At 66.3% G+C, this 15,460-nt stretch carries 12 protein-coding genes; 6 read left to right on the forward strand and 6 right to left on the reverse strand.

From position 1 onward, the window contains the following. Positions 1-193: 193 nt before the first annotated feature. The 4 genes from BW39_RS15225 to BW39_RS15240 all read right to left on the reverse strand — a co-directional run bounded on the left by BW39_RS15225 (position 194) and on the right by BW39_RS15240 (position 6,998). Positions 194-1,429 (reverse strand): branched-chain amino acid ABC transporter substrate-binding protein, encoded by a 1,236-nt coding sequence (locus tag BW39_RS15225; protein ID WP_013802774.1) that lies wholly within the window; start codon positions 1,427-1,429, stop codon positions 194-196. A gap of 169 nt (positions 1,430-1,598) precedes the next feature. Continuing rightward, the gene (locus tag BW39_RS15230; RefSeq protein ID WP_043822739.1) at positions 1,599-3,236 is read right to left on the reverse strand and encodes a 3-(methylthio)propionyl-CoA ligase; all 1,638 of its coding nucleotides are present in this window, start codon (positions 3,234-3,236) and stop codon (positions 1,599-1,601) included. A gap of 111 nt (positions 3,237-3,347) precedes the next feature. Then, on the reverse strand, positions 3,348-5,183 hold the full coding sequence (locus BW39_RS15235; protein ID WP_043822743.1) for a CocE/NonD family hydrolase: 1,836 nt from the start codon (positions 5,181-5,183) through the stop codon (positions 3,348-3,350). A 102-nt stretch (positions 5,184-5,285) separates the two neighbouring features. Continuing rightward, positions 5,286-6,998: a carboxylesterase/lipase family protein gene (locus BW39_RS15240; RefSeq protein WP_043822745.1), complete on the reverse strand. Its 1,713-nt coding sequence runs from the start codon at positions 6,996-6,998 to the stop codon at positions 5,286-5,288. A gap of 190 nt (positions 6,999-7,188) precedes the next feature. On the opposite strand from BW39_RS15240, the gene BW39_RS15245 reads away from it, so the two are divergent. From BW39_RS15245 to BW39_RS15270, 6 genes are all read left to right on the forward strand, one after another. Beyond that, positions 7,189-8,205 carry an AraC family transcriptional regulator gene (locus BW39_RS15245; protein ID WP_043822774.1) on the forward strand — a complete coding sequence of 339 codons (1,017 nt, stop codon included), beginning with the start codon at positions 7,189-7,191 and terminating at the stop codon, positions 8,203-8,205. A gap of 69 nt (positions 8,206-8,274) precedes the next feature. Beyond that, positions 8,275-9,813, forward strand: a complete 1,539-nt coding sequence (locus tag BW39_RS15250) for a protein adenylyltransferase SelO (protein WP_043822746.1) — start codon at positions 8,275-8,277, stop codon at positions 9,811-9,813. After that, positions 9,810-10,223 (forward strand): peptide-methionine (R)-S-oxide reductase MsrB, encoded by a 414-nt coding sequence (gene msrB, locus BW39_RS15255; protein WP_012205139.1) that lies wholly within the window; start codon positions 9,810-9,812, stop codon positions 10,221-10,223. The genes BW39_RS15250 and msrB overlap by 4 nt, the downstream gene beginning before the upstream one ends. 126 nt (positions 10,224-10,349) lie before the next feature. Continuing rightward, positions 10,350-10,949, forward strand: coding sequence for a septation protein A (locus tag BW39_RS15260; RefSeq protein ID WP_043822747.1), 600 nt, complete (start codon positions 10,350-10,352; stop codon positions 10,947-10,949). After that, positions 10,946-11,227 (forward strand): BolA family protein, encoded by a 282-nt coding sequence (locus tag BW39_RS15265; protein ID WP_013802780.1) that lies wholly within the window; start codon positions 10,946-10,948, stop codon positions 11,225-11,227. Before BW39_RS15260 ends, BW39_RS15265 begins: the two co-directional genes overlap by 4 nt. Positions 11,228-11,308: 81 nt before the next feature. After that, positions 11,309-12,094: a foldase protein PrsA gene (locus tag BW39_RS15270; RefSeq protein ID WP_012205136.1), complete on the forward strand. Its 786-nt coding sequence runs from the start codon at positions 11,309-11,311 to the stop codon at positions 12,092-12,094. Between the two features lie 178 nt (positions 12,095-12,272). Here BW39_RS15270 and BW39_RS15275 read toward each other — a convergent pair whose 3' ends face one another. Continuing rightward, positions 12,273-14,474 (reverse strand): TonB-dependent receptor, encoded by a 2,202-nt coding sequence (locus BW39_RS15275; RefSeq protein ID WP_043822749.1) that lies wholly within the window; start codon positions 14,472-14,474, stop codon positions 12,273-12,275. Positions 14,475-14,589: 115 nt separating this feature from the next. Beyond that, a complete protein-coding gene (locus tag BW39_RS15280; protein ID WP_012205134.1) occupies positions 14,590-15,354 on the reverse strand; it encodes an ankyrin repeat domain-containing protein in 765 nt (254 codons plus the stop codon). Positions 15,355-15,460 lie beyond the last annotated feature (106 nt).

The following is a 15,460-nucleotide window of genomic DNA, read 5'->3' on the forward strand; positions in this document are numbered from 1 at the left end:
GGGGCGCCTCGCGCCCCTTTGCGAAGTCATGCGTTCTCCCGTATATCAATGAGCCATGGCGATCAGCCAGAAACTGGCTTGTCGCAACGAGGAGGCACCGAGGAAGGGCCGCCCCGCACCGAGGGTGCCGTCCCCCTCCCGCGAAGCGAGAGAGGGGGAAGCGGCGCAGCCGCTCAGGGGGAGGCTTTTCATTTCAGGAAGGCCGTTTCATCTCGCATGAAGTCGGCGTGCTGGCCACATAGGGCTCGTAGTACTTCACGGGGACGAAGGTGTAGCCGGTGTTCTCCGAATCCATCGGGTACTTGCCGCCGGCCTTTTCCCAGCGCGCGATGAACAGGCCCTGCTGCAGCTGGTGGTCGCTCTTGCGCATCTCCACTTCGCCGTTGAGGCTGTTGAACTTCATGCCTTCCATGGTGGCCGCCACCTTGGCCGGGTCCGTGGTCTTGGCGCGCAGGAAGGCCTGGTCCAGCATGGTCAGGCCCGAGTACAGCGAGCCCGTGTACATGTCGTCGTTGAACTTGGCCTTGTAGCCCTTGGTGATGCGGTCCAGCGGGCCGGGCAGGTTCATGTGGCCGTAGCCCACCATGTAGACCTTGTCGGCGGCGGCCGCGCCCATGGCCGTGGGCGCGCCGGTGGCAATGGCGTAGTACGTGTAGAACTTGACGTTGTTCAGGCCTGCATCGCTGGCGGCCTTGATCAGCAGCGCCAGGTCCGAGCCCCAGTTGCCCGTGATCACCGAGTCGGCACCCGACTGCTTGATCTTGGCGATGTAGGGAGCGAAGTCGCGCACCTGGGCCAGCGGCGAGAAGTCGTCGCCCACGATCTCCACATCGGGGCGCTTGCGCTTGAGCATCTCCTTGGCGTATTTGGAGACCTGCTGGCCGTGCGAGTAGTTCTGGTTGATCAGGTAGACCTTCTTGACCTCGGGCACGTCCTTCATGTAGGTGGTCAAGGCCTCCATCTTCATGGAGGTGTCCGCATCCAGGCGGAAGTGCCAGTAGCTGCACTTGCTGTTGGTGAGGTCCGGGTCCACGGCCGCGTAGTTGAGGTAGACGACTTCCTTGCCCTTGTTGCGCGCGTTGTGCTTTTCCAGCGCATCCATGATGGCCAGGGCCGGGCCCGAGCCGTTGCCCTGGAAGACGTAGCGCACGCCCTGGTCCATGGCCGAGCGCAGGGCCGCCGTGGTTTCCTGCGGGCTGAGCTTGTTGTCGATGCCGATGATCTCGAACTTCACGCCCGAGGCCGTGCCCTTGTTGAGCTCCTCGGCGATGTACTGCAGGCTCTTGAGCTGGTTGGACCCCAGCGCGGCCATGAGGCCGGACAGCGGGTCGATCCACGCAACCTTCACCGTCTCGCCCTTCTGGGCCATGGCGCCCGTGGCGCAAGCCAGGGCCAGGGATGCCGTCAATGCCTTGATCGCAAACTTCATGAAGCGTCTCCTCTTGTGGTGGTTTCTGGGCGAGGCCCAGGGTAATGGCCCCTGTGCCCTGCCCTGATCGGTGATTGCCCCTAGCGGCTATCGCCGACGAGACTCGGACCGGCCGCCCCGGCCAGGACATGCCCCCGCATGCCCTGGCCCGGTGGCCGCCCGCAACGGCTCAAAGCCCCGGCAGCCGGTAGCCGGCCAGCTGCTCGCGCAGCCGGGTCTTGAGCATTTTTCCGGTGGCGCCCAGCGGAATGGCATCGACGAAGACCACGTCGTCGGGGATCTGCCACTTGGCGGTCTTGCCCTCGTAGAACTTGAGCAGTTCCTCGCGCGTGACCTCGGCGCCGGGCTTCTTCGCCACGGCGACGATGGGGCGCTCGTCCCACTTGGGATGCGGCATGCCGATGCAGGCGGCCATGGCCACGGCCGGATGGGCCATGGCGATGTTCTCGATGTCGATGGAGCTGATCCACTCGCCGCCGGACTTGATCACGTCCTTGCTGCGGTCGGTGATCTGCATGAAGCCGTCCGGGTCGATGGTGGCCACGTCGCCCGTGGGGAACCAGCCGCGGCCCTGCGCATCCTTGACCAGCGGGCTCTCGCCCTTGAAGTAGCTGTCCACGATCCAGGGGCCGCGCACCAGCAGGTCGCCGTAGCTCTTGCCGTCCCAGGGCTGGTCGGTGCCGTCGCTGTCGACGATGCGCATGTCCACGCCGTAGATGGCGCGGCCCTGCTTTTGCAGGATCTTCATCTGCTCGTCCTTGGGCAGCTGCAGCTGCTTGTTCTTGAGCGTGCACAGCGTGCCCAGCGGGCTCATCTCGGTCATTCCCCAGGCATGCAGCACCTCCACGCCGAACTCGTCCTGGAAGGCCGTGATCATGGCCGGCGGGCAGGCGGAGCCGCCGATCACCGTGCGCTTGAGCGTGGAAAACCGCAGGCCGCCCGGCCTGATGTGGCCCAGCAGCATCTGCCAGACCGTGGGCACGCCGGCCGCGTAGGTGACGCCTTCGGCCTCGATCAGCTCGTACAGCGACTTGCCGTCCAGCGCCGGGCCGGGGAACACCAGCTTGCAGCCCGTGAGCGCGGCCGAGTAGGGAATGCCCCAGGCGTTGACGTGGAACATGGGCACGACGGGCAGCACAGAGTCGCGCGCCGATATGCACATCACATCGGGCAGCGCGGCCGCGTAGGCGTGCAGCGTGGTGGAGCGGTGGCTGTACAGCACGGCCTTCGGGTTGCCCGTGGTGCCGCTGGTGTAGCACATGCTGGAGGCCGTGTTCTCGTCGAATTCGGGCCACTGGTACTGGTCGGGCTGGCCGCCAATCCAGTCCTCGTAGCTGACCAGGCCCGGAATGCCGCTGTCGGCGGGCAGGCGGTCCGCATCGCACAGCGCCACCCACTGGCGCACCGTGGGGCACTTGGCATGCACGGCCTGGATGATGGGCAGGAAGGTCAGGTCAAAGCACATGACGCGGTCTTCCGCGTGGTTGATGATCCACGCCACCTGGTCGGGATGCAGGCGTGGATTGACCGTGTGCAGCACGCGGCCCGAGCCGCTGACGCCGAAGTACATCTCCATGTGGCGGTAGCCGTTCCAGGCCAGCGAGGCCACGCGGTCGCCGGGCTGCAGGCCCAGGCCGTCCAGCGTGTTCGCCAGCTGGCGCGAGCGCCGTGCCAGGTCGCGGTACGTATAGCGATGGATATCGCCCTCCACCCTGCGCGAGACGATCTCCGCATCGCCATGGTGGCGGTCGGCGAAGTCGATCAGCGACGAGATCAACAGTGGTTGGCTTTGCATCAGACCCAGCATCTATAGGCTCCTAAGGTGATTGAACTTCGTGAACGTCGTGAACTGCGGACCGCGGATTCGCGCAAGGCCAAGGCCATGGTGCGCGATGCCGCTGCCCGCATGGAGGGTGGCTCAGGCCGGCGCCCTGGGTCCGATCCCGGCAGGGACAGGCGCATCGTTTTTCCGGCATGGTTGACGCATTGTCTTGTCGCAACTCGGCAGCGTCTTCGCATGCTCGTATGGGATATACCCTAGGACGATGCTGGAGGCATGCGCCGCGTCATGCCACAGCGTGTTCGTGGACGGCGTCTTGTCGTTGCCGAAGATCCAGTATCCGGTCTGAGATGGCGAATCCACTGTCACGCGAATGCTTGAACCGGCGCGGAACACATGCGCGAATTTCTGTATTTCCACCCGCATCAACTGGGGCTGACCGGCAACCAGTGGCACATCCTTGTCCCGTGTGTAGGCCCCCCAGGGACGCAGCGCCGTGGATCGACTCTCATCGAGCGCACGCTTGGAGGCACGCAGCCAGCCGCGCTGCACGAACATCTCCTGCCCGTCCGGCCGCACCTCGGACACGGTGACCTGGATGTCGGTATTGGCGGCCGTGGCGCTGAGCCACAGGTCGGCCGAGCCTTCGCCATAGAAGCTCAGGTCCTGCGGCAGGGCCGCCGTGGTGAAGACCAGCTGGCCATCCTTTTCCGACGCGGGCACGGCGGGCCAGCCTTCGGCCGCCGGGTTGTTCACCTGCGGGCTCAGGGCCGGATAGCGGTAGCTGGACGAAGCCGCCCCGGAGGCGGGTGCGCTGTCGCCCAGCGCCTGGCCCGGCTGCATCCACAGGCGCAGGGGCTTGACCTGGACAGGCAGCCGGTCAAACCGTGCCTCGCCCGTGGGCATGAGCTTGGCGCCGCCATTGAGGGCCTTGGCGTCCGTGGTCTGCATCTCCTGCAGCAGGCGCACGCGCGGCTCCTTGTCGAAGCCGTTGTCCTCGCCCTTGACGAAGCGCGCCAGGAAGCGCTTCAGCGTCTGGTCGATATGGTCCGAGGTGATGTTCGTGTGGTGGTCGCCGTTGGAGCTGACCAGCCACATCCTGTCGGGCGCAATGGTGTCCTCGTAGTAGCCCGAGCGCGGGCCGATCTGCTCGTCCTGCCAGGACTGCGTGCCCAGCGTGGGGATATTGATCTTGCCGCTTTGCAGCATGGCGCTGCGCTCCAGGTACAGGCCATCGGCATAGGGGTTGTCCAGCCACTTGATCAGGTCCAGCTCGGGCCGCTTGATCTTTTCGATGTTGTCGGCCACGGTCTTGGCGCATTCCGTGTCGCCACCGTTCTTCACCGCCAGGTCGGCGGCCGTGCGCCAGATGCGCGGGAAGCCGTTCCACCACTGTGCCGGAAAGCCGATGTTGGCAATGCCGCCCGGATAGCCCACGTCCCGGTAGGGATCGCCCACATTCTTGCTGGGCGTGATCGCCAGCAGCCCCTTGGGCCGGTGCGCCGCCACCCACAGCTGGTTGTAGCCCGAATACGAGTAGCCGATCATGCCGATGCGGCCATTGGACCAGGCCTGCCGCCCGGCCCATTCGATGGCAAAGGCACCGGCCGCACCCACGCTGGCGTCAAACACCTTGTCATCCCCCGTGGAGCAGCCCGTGCCCGGCACGTTCAGCCCCATGACCGCATAGCCTTCCTTGGTCCAGGGACTGCTGATGTTGGGGTAAGAGCCCGAGATATAGCCGTCGTACTCGACCAGCAGCGGGAACGGGCCCTGCCCCTCGGGCAGCAGCAGCGAGTAGCGCATCCTGCTGCCGTCCGGCAGCGTGATGTAGCCCGATTGCTGGCCCGGCCCCATGGGCGCGGGCATGCCCGACGATCCCCCTCCGCAGGCGGCCAGGCCCACGGCGGCGGCCGCAATGGCTCCCGCCAGCGGCCAGCGCCAGGCATGTGTGAAAACGGTCTTGACTGTCATGGGTACTTGTCTCCTTCGTTGTTGTTGGCTATCTCTCGGGGCTTGCCGCGGCGAGCCCCTGCTCGCTCATCTACTCGCTCATCGGCCCGTCCATCAGTTCTCTCACTGCAGCCGGATGCTGGTCGCGCCCGGCTCGGCATCAAAGATCAGGCTGGACGGCCAGGGCTTCCATGTCTGGCCCAGGGCCGCGTTCTGCGGACTGCCGGTCTGCATGAAGGCCTTGAGGCTGGCCATCATGGCGTTCGACAGCGCCAGCCGGCCCGGGGCATTGGCCGTGCTGTTGGTCACGCGGGAGAACACGGATGGCCCGAAGTTGCCGAAGAGAAAGGGCAGATCGAACGCATGGGCCGCGCCGTAGACCGTGTTCCAGGGGGCGGGCTGGCGCGCCCAGTCGAAGCGGTAGCTCCAGACCTCGGCCTGGCGCGTGCGCAGCGTGTTGAGCAACTGGTCGCGGCTGGGATCGGCGAACAGATGGGTCAGCTGCGCCATGCGGGCGTTGTAGCCCGTGACCGGCGTATCGACGGGCAGGTAGGCGGCATCGATGATTTCGGCCAGGCCCGGCGCGTTGGGCGACTGCGCATCGAAGGACTGCATCATGCGAAAGCGCGCCGCATCATCGATCCTGAAGCCCGGCTTGCCGCCCAGCGCCGCCAGCAGGGGCGCGAACAGCTTGCCCTCCTCGGCCGTGTAGCCGGCCATCACGGGCATGCGGTTGTATTGGCCCGCAGCCAGCGCGGCCATGGGATCGGTGGGCAGCAGCAGGCCGTCGGGAATCGGTCCCGCGCCCGTCAGGCCCTTGGCCACCAGGGTCTGCAGCAGCACGCGCGCATCCTTGCCGCGCAGGTAGGCCGCAATCTGCGCCGGTGTCCAGCCGGCAGCCACCGTGGCCGCAGCCGCCACATCGGCAGCCAGCCCATCGGCCACCATCAGATGGGCCAGCAGCAGCGCGGACTGGGTGGCGTAGGCCGAAGCCGGCTTGAGCGTGGCCAGCACGCCGGCCGGCAGATTGGATGGAAGCGACAGCCCGCCGCTGATGGGCACCAGCCTGTGGAACAGGCCGCGCGCCGACTCGGCCGCCAGCAGCGCCAGCACATTGGTGGCACCTGCCGACTGGCCCATGAGCGTGACATTGCCCGGATCGCCGCCAAAGCCCGCGATATTGCGTTGAACAAAGCGCAGCGCCTGCAGGTTGTCCAGCAGCGCGAAGTTGCCCGTGGCCGGCGCGCCGGCCTGCATCTGCGGCATGTGCATGTAGCCCAGGATGTCCAGCCGGTAGTTGGCCGTCACCACCACGGCATTGGCGGCGCGTGCCAGGGCCGCGCCGTCATACAGCGGATCGGCCGTATAGCCCGAGATGGCGCTGCCGCCGTGGATGAACACCAGCACCGGCAGCTTCTCGGCGCCGCTGGCCGGGCGCCAGATGTTGAGCGTCAGGCAGTCCTCGCTGCCCACGGGCTGGCCCAGGGTGGAGGCGATGGTGTCGTCGAAGCGGTTGTTGGCTCCCGGGCCGTACATGCGCCCGATCTGCAGGCAGGCATTGCCGAACTGGCGCGCCTCGCGCACGCCCTCCCAGGCCTTGGGTTCGGCCGGCGGCTGCCAGCGCAGCGCGCCCACGGGGGCCTGGGCAAAGGGCACGCCCTTCCAGTAATAGGTGCCCGTGGCGGCGCCATCGTCCACGCCGCGCAAGGGGCCGTAGGCCGTCTCGCGCAGTTCGGGACCTCCGCCGCCCGAGCCGCCGCAGGCCGCGAGCCACAAAGCCATTGAACCCACGGCCAGGCGTATGCCGCCAGCCATCCACCGCTGTCCTGTGCGCATGCTTGTCTCCTGAATGGTTTTTGGGGTTTCCCGTATGGGCCGCGCCGGGCCCATGGGTCACACTGCGCAGTCGTTCGCCGCGCTGCAAAAATTCTAGGAACAGCGCGGCAAAACGCCGCTATCGCAACCACGCCAAAACAGTGACTTCAGAACGCAAACAGCGCCCCGAATGGCCCAGGAAAACCCGGTCATGACAACGCAGCGCAGCAGCTCCGCCGCCTGGGTGCGCGGCATCCTGGACATGATGGCCACCGAAGGGCTGGCCCCGCAAAGCCTGTGCGCCGCAGCCGATATCGACCTTGCCGCACTGCAGCATTCGCAGACCCGTACCGATGTGGACCGAGTGAGCCGGCTCTGGGAGCTGGCCGTGGCCCAGTCCGCCAATCCCACGCTGGGGCTGGACCGGCAACTGGCCGCGCGCCACGGCAACATCGATCTGGTCGGCTACTCGCTGGCTTCGGGCCCGCACCTGCTGGCCGGCTTCCGCGACCTGGAACGCCACATGGCCGTGATCTCGGATGCAACGTCCTTCACGCTGGAGCGCGATGCGCGCGGCTACTGGCTGTCCATACATCACATCGGCGCCACACGGCCCGTGCCGCGCCAGCGCGTGGAGTTCGCCGTGCTCACGCTGCTGGTGCTGTGCAACTGGCTGACGCGGCGCGATGTCCGGCCGCTGGCCGTGGAATTCATGGCCGAGGCGCCCGCCCCCTCGCACGAGGCCGCCTACCGCGCGGCCTTCGGCCTGCTGCCGCGCTTCGGCGAGGACGCGAACCGCTTCCTGCTGTCCGAGGCCGACCTGCTCGCCCCCATTCCCACGCACAACCCCGAACTGCTGGCACTGCACGAAAAGCTGGTCGAAACCGAACTCGACCACCTGGGCCAAGCCGGCGTGGGCGCGCGCGTGCGCCACGAGATCGCGCGCCTGCTGCCCCAGGGCGAGCCGCGCCGCGAAGACGTGGCCAGCCTGCTGGGCCTGACCGACCGCACCTTGCAGCGCCGCCTGCAGGCCGAAGACACCAGCTACCAGCAACTGCTGGACGAAACCCGGCGCGAGCTGGCCCTGCAGTACCTGGGCGAGCCGCGCCGCAGCCTGGCCGAGGTGGCCGACCTGCTGGGCTTTGTGGACCAGAGCAACCTCTTTCGCGCCTGCCGCCGCTGGTTCGGCATGCCGCCGGGCCAGTACCGGCAGCAACTGCGTGCGTGAATGCATGCGGTGAATGCGCGCATGAACCTTGCGCCCCACGGGGCATAGGCGCTGGGGGACAATTCCCGCATGAACCTGCATGCTGCCGCCGAAGGCCAGGCTCCGGCGACCTCCCCACGCCCTCCCATCTCCTGGCAAGACGGCTTCGCCGCCCTGGGCCCGGACTTCTTCACCCATCTGCGCCCCACGCCGCTGCCCGAGCCGCACTGGATTGCCACCAGCACCGGCATCGCCGAGCTGCTGGGCCTGGACCCGCAGTGGCTGGCCTCCGATGAGGCCCTGCAGGCGCTCACCGGCAATGCCGTGCTGCCCGGCAGCCATCCGCTGGCCAGCGTCTACAGCGGCCACCAGTTCGGCGTCTGGGCCGGCCAGCTTGGCGACGGCCGTGCCATCTTGCTGGGTGAGACCGCCTCGGGCCAGGAAATCCAGCTCAAGGGCGCGGGCCGCACGCCCTACTCGCGCATGGGCGACGGGCGCGCCGTGCTGCGCTCGTCCATCCGCGAGTTCCTGTGCAGCGAGGCCATGCACGCCCTGGGCATTCCCACCACGCGCGCGCTGAGCCTCACCGGATCGCCCGCCCCCATTCGCCGCGAAGAGATCGAGACCGCTGCCGTGGTGGCACGCGTGGCGCCCAGCTTCATACGCTTCGGCCACTTCGAGCACTTTGCGGCGCGCGACCAGATAGCGCCTTTGCGCCAGCTGGCCGACTACGTGATCGACCGCTACTACCCCGAATGCCGCACGGCCGAGGCACTGGCCGGCAACGCCTACGCCAACTTCCTGCAGGCCGTGAGCGAGCGCACGGCGCGGCTGCTGGCGCACTGGCAGGCCGTGGGCTTTTGCCATGGCGTGATGAACACCGACAACATGAGCATCCTGGGCCTGACCATCGACTACGGGCCCTTCCAGTTCCTCGATGCCTTCAACCCCGGCCACATCTGCAACCACAGCGACACCCAGGGCCGCTACGCCTTCAACCGCCAGCCCCAGGTGGCCTACTGGAACCTGTACTGCCTGGGCCAGGCCCTGCTGCCGCTGATCGGCGAAGAGGAACTGACCATTGCAGCGCTGGAGTCATATAAGCAGGTGTTTCCGCAGGCCTATGGCGCCCTCATGCTACGCAAGCTGGGCCTGCCAGAAGATGCGCCAGGCACGCCCCCCGCCGAGGGGCGCTTTGCCGCCGTGGTGAACCCGCTGCTGCAGCTCATGGCCGACAACGCGGTGGACTACACCATCTTCTTCAGCCGCCTGACCGATGCGGTGGCTGGGGGTGCCGGTGCCGGCACGGACCTCGACCTCGAGCCCGTGCGCGACCTGGTGCTGGACCGCGAGGCCTTCGACCGCTGGGCAGCCCTGTACGCACGGCACCTGGCAGGCACGGATGCCGCGGCGGCCGCCGCTTTGATGCAAGAATCGAATCCGCGCTTCGTGCTGCGCAACCACCTGGGCGAGATGACCATCCGCGCCGCAAAGGCCGGTGACTTCGCTCCTGTGCGCCAATTGCTGGCTGTGCTGCAGACTCCGTTCGACCCCCACGCCGAGCATGCCGAATGGGCAGGCTTCCCGCCCGACTGGGCTTCCTCCATCGAGATCAGCTGTTCATCATGAGCTTTCCCATCCACAAGACCGAACAGGAATGGCAGGCCGAGCTGCAGGCCAAGGGCGCCGAACCTGCCGCCTTCCAGGTGACACGCCATGCAGCCACCGAGCGCCCGTTCACCGGCCGCTATGAGCAGTTCTGGGCCGATGGCAGCTACCACTGCATCTGCTGCGGCAGCAAGCTGTTCGACTCCGACACCAAGTTCGACGCCGGCTGCGGCTGGCCCAGCTTCGACCGCGCCATCCCCGGCGCCATCACCGAAATCGTGGACCGCAGCCACGGCATGGTGCGCACCGAAACCGTCTGCAGCCAGTGCGGCGCCCACCTGGGGCATGTATTCCCCGACGGCCCCTCCGACACAGGACTGCGCTACTGCATGAATTCCGCATCGCTGGAATTCGAGCCGCCCAAGGCCTAGGCTCCAGGCCCGCAAAAACCCCAGGCCACGCGGCCCTGCACCGATGCCGGGCCGCGCCGGCTGCGCCACAATGCGCCTGCCAAGCTCAGGCCCCATGCCTGACTCCAAGCCCATCGAAACCTTCCAATGAAGTTACTGATCGACTTTTTCCCCATCATCCTGTTCTTCGTCGCCTTCAAGGTCTGGGGCATCTACACGGCAACGGCCGTGGCCATCGTCGCCACCATTGCCCAGATCGCCTATCTGCGCGTGCGCCACGGCAAGGTCGAGCCCATGCAATGGGTGAGCCTGGGCGTGATCGTGCTGTTCGGCGGCGCCACCTTGCTGGCCCACAACGACACCTTCATCAAGTGGAAGCCCACCGTGCTGTACTGGCTCATGGGCAGCGCCCTGTTGATAGGCCAGCTGGTGTTCCGCAAGAACCTGCTGCGCTCGGTCATGGGCGCGCAGCTGCAACTGCCCGACGACGCATGGCGCACCCTGAACTGGAGCTGGGCGGCGTTCTTCGCGGTCATGGGCGCGCTCAACCTGGTCATCGCCTACCGCTTCGACACCGACACCTGGGTCAACTTCAAGCTGTTCGGCGGCATGGGGCTGATGCTGGTCTTCGTGATCGGCCAGGCCATCTACATGAGCCGCTTCATGCAGGAAGACAAGGGCGAGGCAGCAGCCGCCACGCCCGACGCCCTGCCCCCGTCTGGCGTGCAGCAGGACAAGCAGCCATGAGCGCGCCCGCCCATCCGCTGCCCATCACCGCCGAAGCCATGCAGGCCGTGCTGCGCGAGCGCCTCGCCCCCGATCACCTGGAAGTGATCGACGAGAGCCACCAGCACGCCGGCCATGTGGGCGCCAACGGCACCGGCTTCGGCACGCATTTCCGCGTGCGCATTGCGTCACCTTTGTTTCAAGGCAAGCCACGCGTGGCACGCCATCGCCTTGTGTATGATGCGCTGCAAGAATTCATTGACCAGGGCGCACACGCCATCGCCATCGAGGTTCTTTGAACTTTTACAGGCTCCGACGATTCGGAGCCTGTTGCGTATCCGCGCTATAGAATCAATTTTTCCTTCATATCTGGAATTCGCATGAAAAAACAGCTTCTGACCAGCCTGGTGACTGCCGCCGTGCTGAGCACCGCGGCCCTGTCCGCCTCGGCCCAGAACATCGCCGTCGTCAACGGCAAGGCTGTGCCCAAGGCACGCGCCGAAGCGCTCAAGCAACAGATCGAGCAAAGCGGCCGCCCCGTGACGCCCGAGCTGGAAGGGCAGATCAAGGAAGAAGTCATCGCCCGCGAGATCTTCATGCAGGAAGCCAACAAGCGCAGCCTGGCCAACAGCGAAGCCTACAAGCAGCAGATGGAACTGGCACGCCAGACCATCCTGATCCGCGCGCTGTTCGAGGACTTCCAGAAGAAGAACCCCGTGACCGACGCCGAAGCCAAGGCCGAGTACGACAAGGCCGTCGCTGCCAACAGCGGCAAGGAATACAAGGCCAGCCACATCCTGGTCGAGTCGGAAGACCGCGCCAAGGCCATCATTGCCGAGATCAAGGCCGGCAAGAAGTTTGAAGACATCGCCAAGAAGGAGTCCAAGGACCCCGGATCCGGCGCCCGTGGCGGTGACCTCGATTGGGCCAACCCCGGCAACTACGTGCCCGAGTTCTCCGAAGCCCTGATCAAGCTCGAAAAGGGTGGCATGACCCAGGAGCCGGTCAAGACCCAGTTCGGCTACCACATCATCCGCCTGGACGACGCACGTCAGGCCGAACTGCCCAAGTTCGAGGAAGTCAAGCCCCAGATCGTGCAGCAGCTGCAACAGCAAAAGCTGGCGCAATTCCAGGAATCGCTGCGCGAAAAGGCCAAGATCCAGTAAGATGCGTACGAGTCGGCGGTTTTTGCCGCCGGCCTGACCATCACCAGCCCGCCTTGTGCGGGCTCTTTTTTTGTCCGACGACCCTGTCAAAAACAAAAGCTGCCCTCTGGGGGCAGCTTGCACGCATTGTTGCCTGCGGCCGACACGCTGAGCGTCGGGCCCCAGGCAATCCGGCACTTCAGAACTGATAGGTTGCCGTTACCCTGGCCGTGCGGCCTTCGCCGTATTCAACGGCCGAGGAACGCGACTGCTCGCCCAGGCGCTGGCGCACGCCGGCCACATAGGCCTTGTTGCCGATGTTTTCGAGATTGAGCCTGAGCTTCCATTGCCGGTTGAGTTCATAGCCGACCATGGCGCTGTGCACCCAATAGGCAGAGAGTTTCCCATCGCCTGCCGAGGTGACATTGCGCGTGCCCACGAAGCGCACCCCATAGCCCACCGTCCAGCCTTGGGGCAATGCATAGGTGGTCCACAGGTTCAGCGAATGGCGCGGCGTATTGCCCAGCGCCTGGCCCACACGCGCAGGCTCGTTCAATGACTTGAGGGTCTTGCTGGCCATGAAGGTGTAGTTGGCGAAGACATCCCATTGCGGCGTCACCTTGCCTGCGGCACCGAGCTCCAGCCCGCGCACGCGCTGCTCTCCGGCCAGCAGATAGCTGCCATCGGCCATCTGCTCTCGGGCATTGGTCTTGTCCACCTGGAACAGGGCGCCGGTCAGCGCCAGCTGGCGGTCCAGCACATCCCACTTGGTTCCCAGTTCCAGGCTGGTGTTCTTCTCGGGTGCCAGCGAGGCCGTGGCCGCATCCAGGCCCGAGCCCGTGGAGACCAGGAATTCGGCGGAAGGGTTGAAGGCCGTTCCGTAGGCCAGGTAGATGCGGCCGTTGTCGGCGGGCTTGAAGCTCAGGGCCGTGCGGCCGCTGAGCCGGCCGTCGGAGCTGTCCACCGAGGTGCGCACGCCAGCGGACGTTGTGGCGTTGGAGCGCCCGTTGATCCAGTCATAGCGCAGGCCCAGGTTCAGATCCCAGCGCGGACCCAGCGCAATGGAGTCGGTGGCATACAGCGCGCGGGTGTCCAGGCTGGTTTCGTTCCTTCCGCTGTTTTGCAAGTCCGTCGTGCCCGTCCAGTATCCGGGCGGACGGGCCAGCGGATAGCCGCCGGCCGGGAACTGCCGGTTGATGTTGTAGGAAGAGGTGGTGCGGTCATAGGTCTCGCGCGCGATCTCGAAGCCCGTGATCAGCGTATGCCCCAGCACGCCTGTGTCGAAGCGCTGGGTCAGGTTGGTCTGGTTGATCCACAGGGTGGTGGCCGCATCGCGGCCATAGGCCTGGGGCCCTGCGGGCCGGTAGTAGCCAGGCTGCATGCCCCGGAGATCGACATGCGAGGCAGAGATCACGGTATCGCGGCTCAGCCGCGAGTAGCGCGAGAGGTTCTGCAGCTTGGCGCCCGAGGCGAAGTCATGCTCGATCTTCGCGGTCAGGGCATCCTGGCTGATCTTTTCCCGGTCAAGGTTGCGCCATCCGAAGTAGGCATTGCGCGAGACGCCATCGAGCATCTTGCCGCGAAAGGCCGGCACGCCAAAGTCAGGAAGATTGTCATCGTTCTGGTGGAAGAAGCTGAGAGTCACGCGCGTGGGCGAATTCAATCCCAGAGCCAGCGAGGGCGCCACACCCCAGCGCCGCTTGAAGATGGTGTCGCGCCCGGCCACGTCGCTGTCATGGCCCATGAGGTTCAGGCGCATGGCGGCCTTGCCGCCAGCCAGCACCCGGTTGGTGTCGAGCGTGAGGCGCCGGTAGCTGGCCGTGCCCAGGCCTGCGTCGGCCTCGGTGAAGTCATGGGCCTTGGGCTGCTTGCTGATCATGTTGATGCTGCCGCCCGAGGTGCCTGCCCCGCCAAAGACCGAGTTCGGGCCCTTGATGACTTCGACAGACCCCGTGTTGAAGAGGTCGCTGCGGTTGTTCTGCCCACTGTCGCGCAGCCCGTCGATCTGCAGGTTGGCGTTGGCGCTGAAGCCGCGGATGTTGATGCTGTCGCCCGAGCCCGCACCGCCCTCGCCCGCATTGAAGGTGATGCCCGACACATTGGACAGCGCCTGCTGCAGGCTCAGGGCGTTCTGTTCCTGGAGCACCTGCCCCGGTACCACCGTAATGGTCTGGGGCACGTCCAGCAGCGGCTTGGCGTACTTGACCGAGTCGGATGCCTCGGTGCGCGAGCCGGTGGTGCGCGGTCCCGAAACGGTGACCGGCGCCAGCTGGACCTGGCGATCCTCAGGGGGCACATCCTGCGCGTATGCGGGTGTGACCAGCGCCGCAGTGAAGACCGAATAAAGGCATGACTGGGGGCCGGAGACGAAAGGTCGGGAACGGCAATCTGAAGTGCGCATGGCAAGGGCCTTTGTTGAAAATGGAAATCATTTGCAACAAGACCTTTCCCAAGCAATCAGATCCGTCTGATTCTGGTGTTCAGACCTCGATCTCAGGCGTTTTCGTTTGCGCCGATCAGCGCGCTCCCGCCTCCTGCAGCAGCCGCTCCACCTCATGCTGGCTGCGCTGGCGGGCGTGGGCCAGGGCCGTGACGCCATCCTTGTCGGGCAGGCTGAGGTCCGCCTTCGCCGTGATCAGCTGGCGCACGATGTCTTGGTAGCGCGGGCCACCATCGCCCAGCAAAACGGCTTCGAGCAGGCAGGTCCAGCCCAGCCGGTTCACATGGTCGGCCCGCACACCGGCAGCCAGCAAGGCCTGCACGGTATCGACGTGGCCGCGCTCGCAGGCGGGGATCAGCGCCGTGCCGCCGTAGCGGTTGACGCTTTGCAGGTCGGCACCATAGGACAGTGTCATGCGCAGGATTTCCAGCCGGCCCAGGGCACCGGCCAGCAGATAGGCGCTGTCCTGCAGGTCGTTCTTGAGATTGGGATTGGCCCCGTGGACCAGCAAGGAGCGCGCGACCTCGACATGGTTGCCGCGCACGGCCAGCAGCAGCGGCGTGTTGCCCTGCGGATCACGCACATCCACCGGCGCGCCGCGCTTGAGCCAGTCGCGCACCTGCAGCGCTTCGCCCGCCTGGGCGGCCGCCAGCAGCGCGGGGCCGAATTCGGGGCGGTTCACCACACCCTCCTGCGCCTTGGCCGCGTCGCGGCCCTCGGCGGCTGCGGCAACGGCCTGGGCCTCCTGCGCCTGGACATCCGCCAGTCCTGCCGCAAGGCAGGCCGTCAGAATCGCCGCGTGCCGGCCCTGCGCGCCGGATCGGGAAACAGCATGGTGCATACAAGCCCTCCTGGAAAACACTGTGGTGCGGCAAGCGTACGGCAAGCCCGGGCGATTGCAGGCGAACCCGGGGTGCCGCCCGTCAGTTTCATTCAGGAACTATAGC

This window comes from Delftia sp. RIT313 (genome assembly GCF_000632165.1).
GTDB classification, from domain to species: Bacteria; Pseudomonadota; Gammaproteobacteria; order Burkholderiales; family Burkholderiaceae_C; genus Comamonas; species Comamonas acidovorans.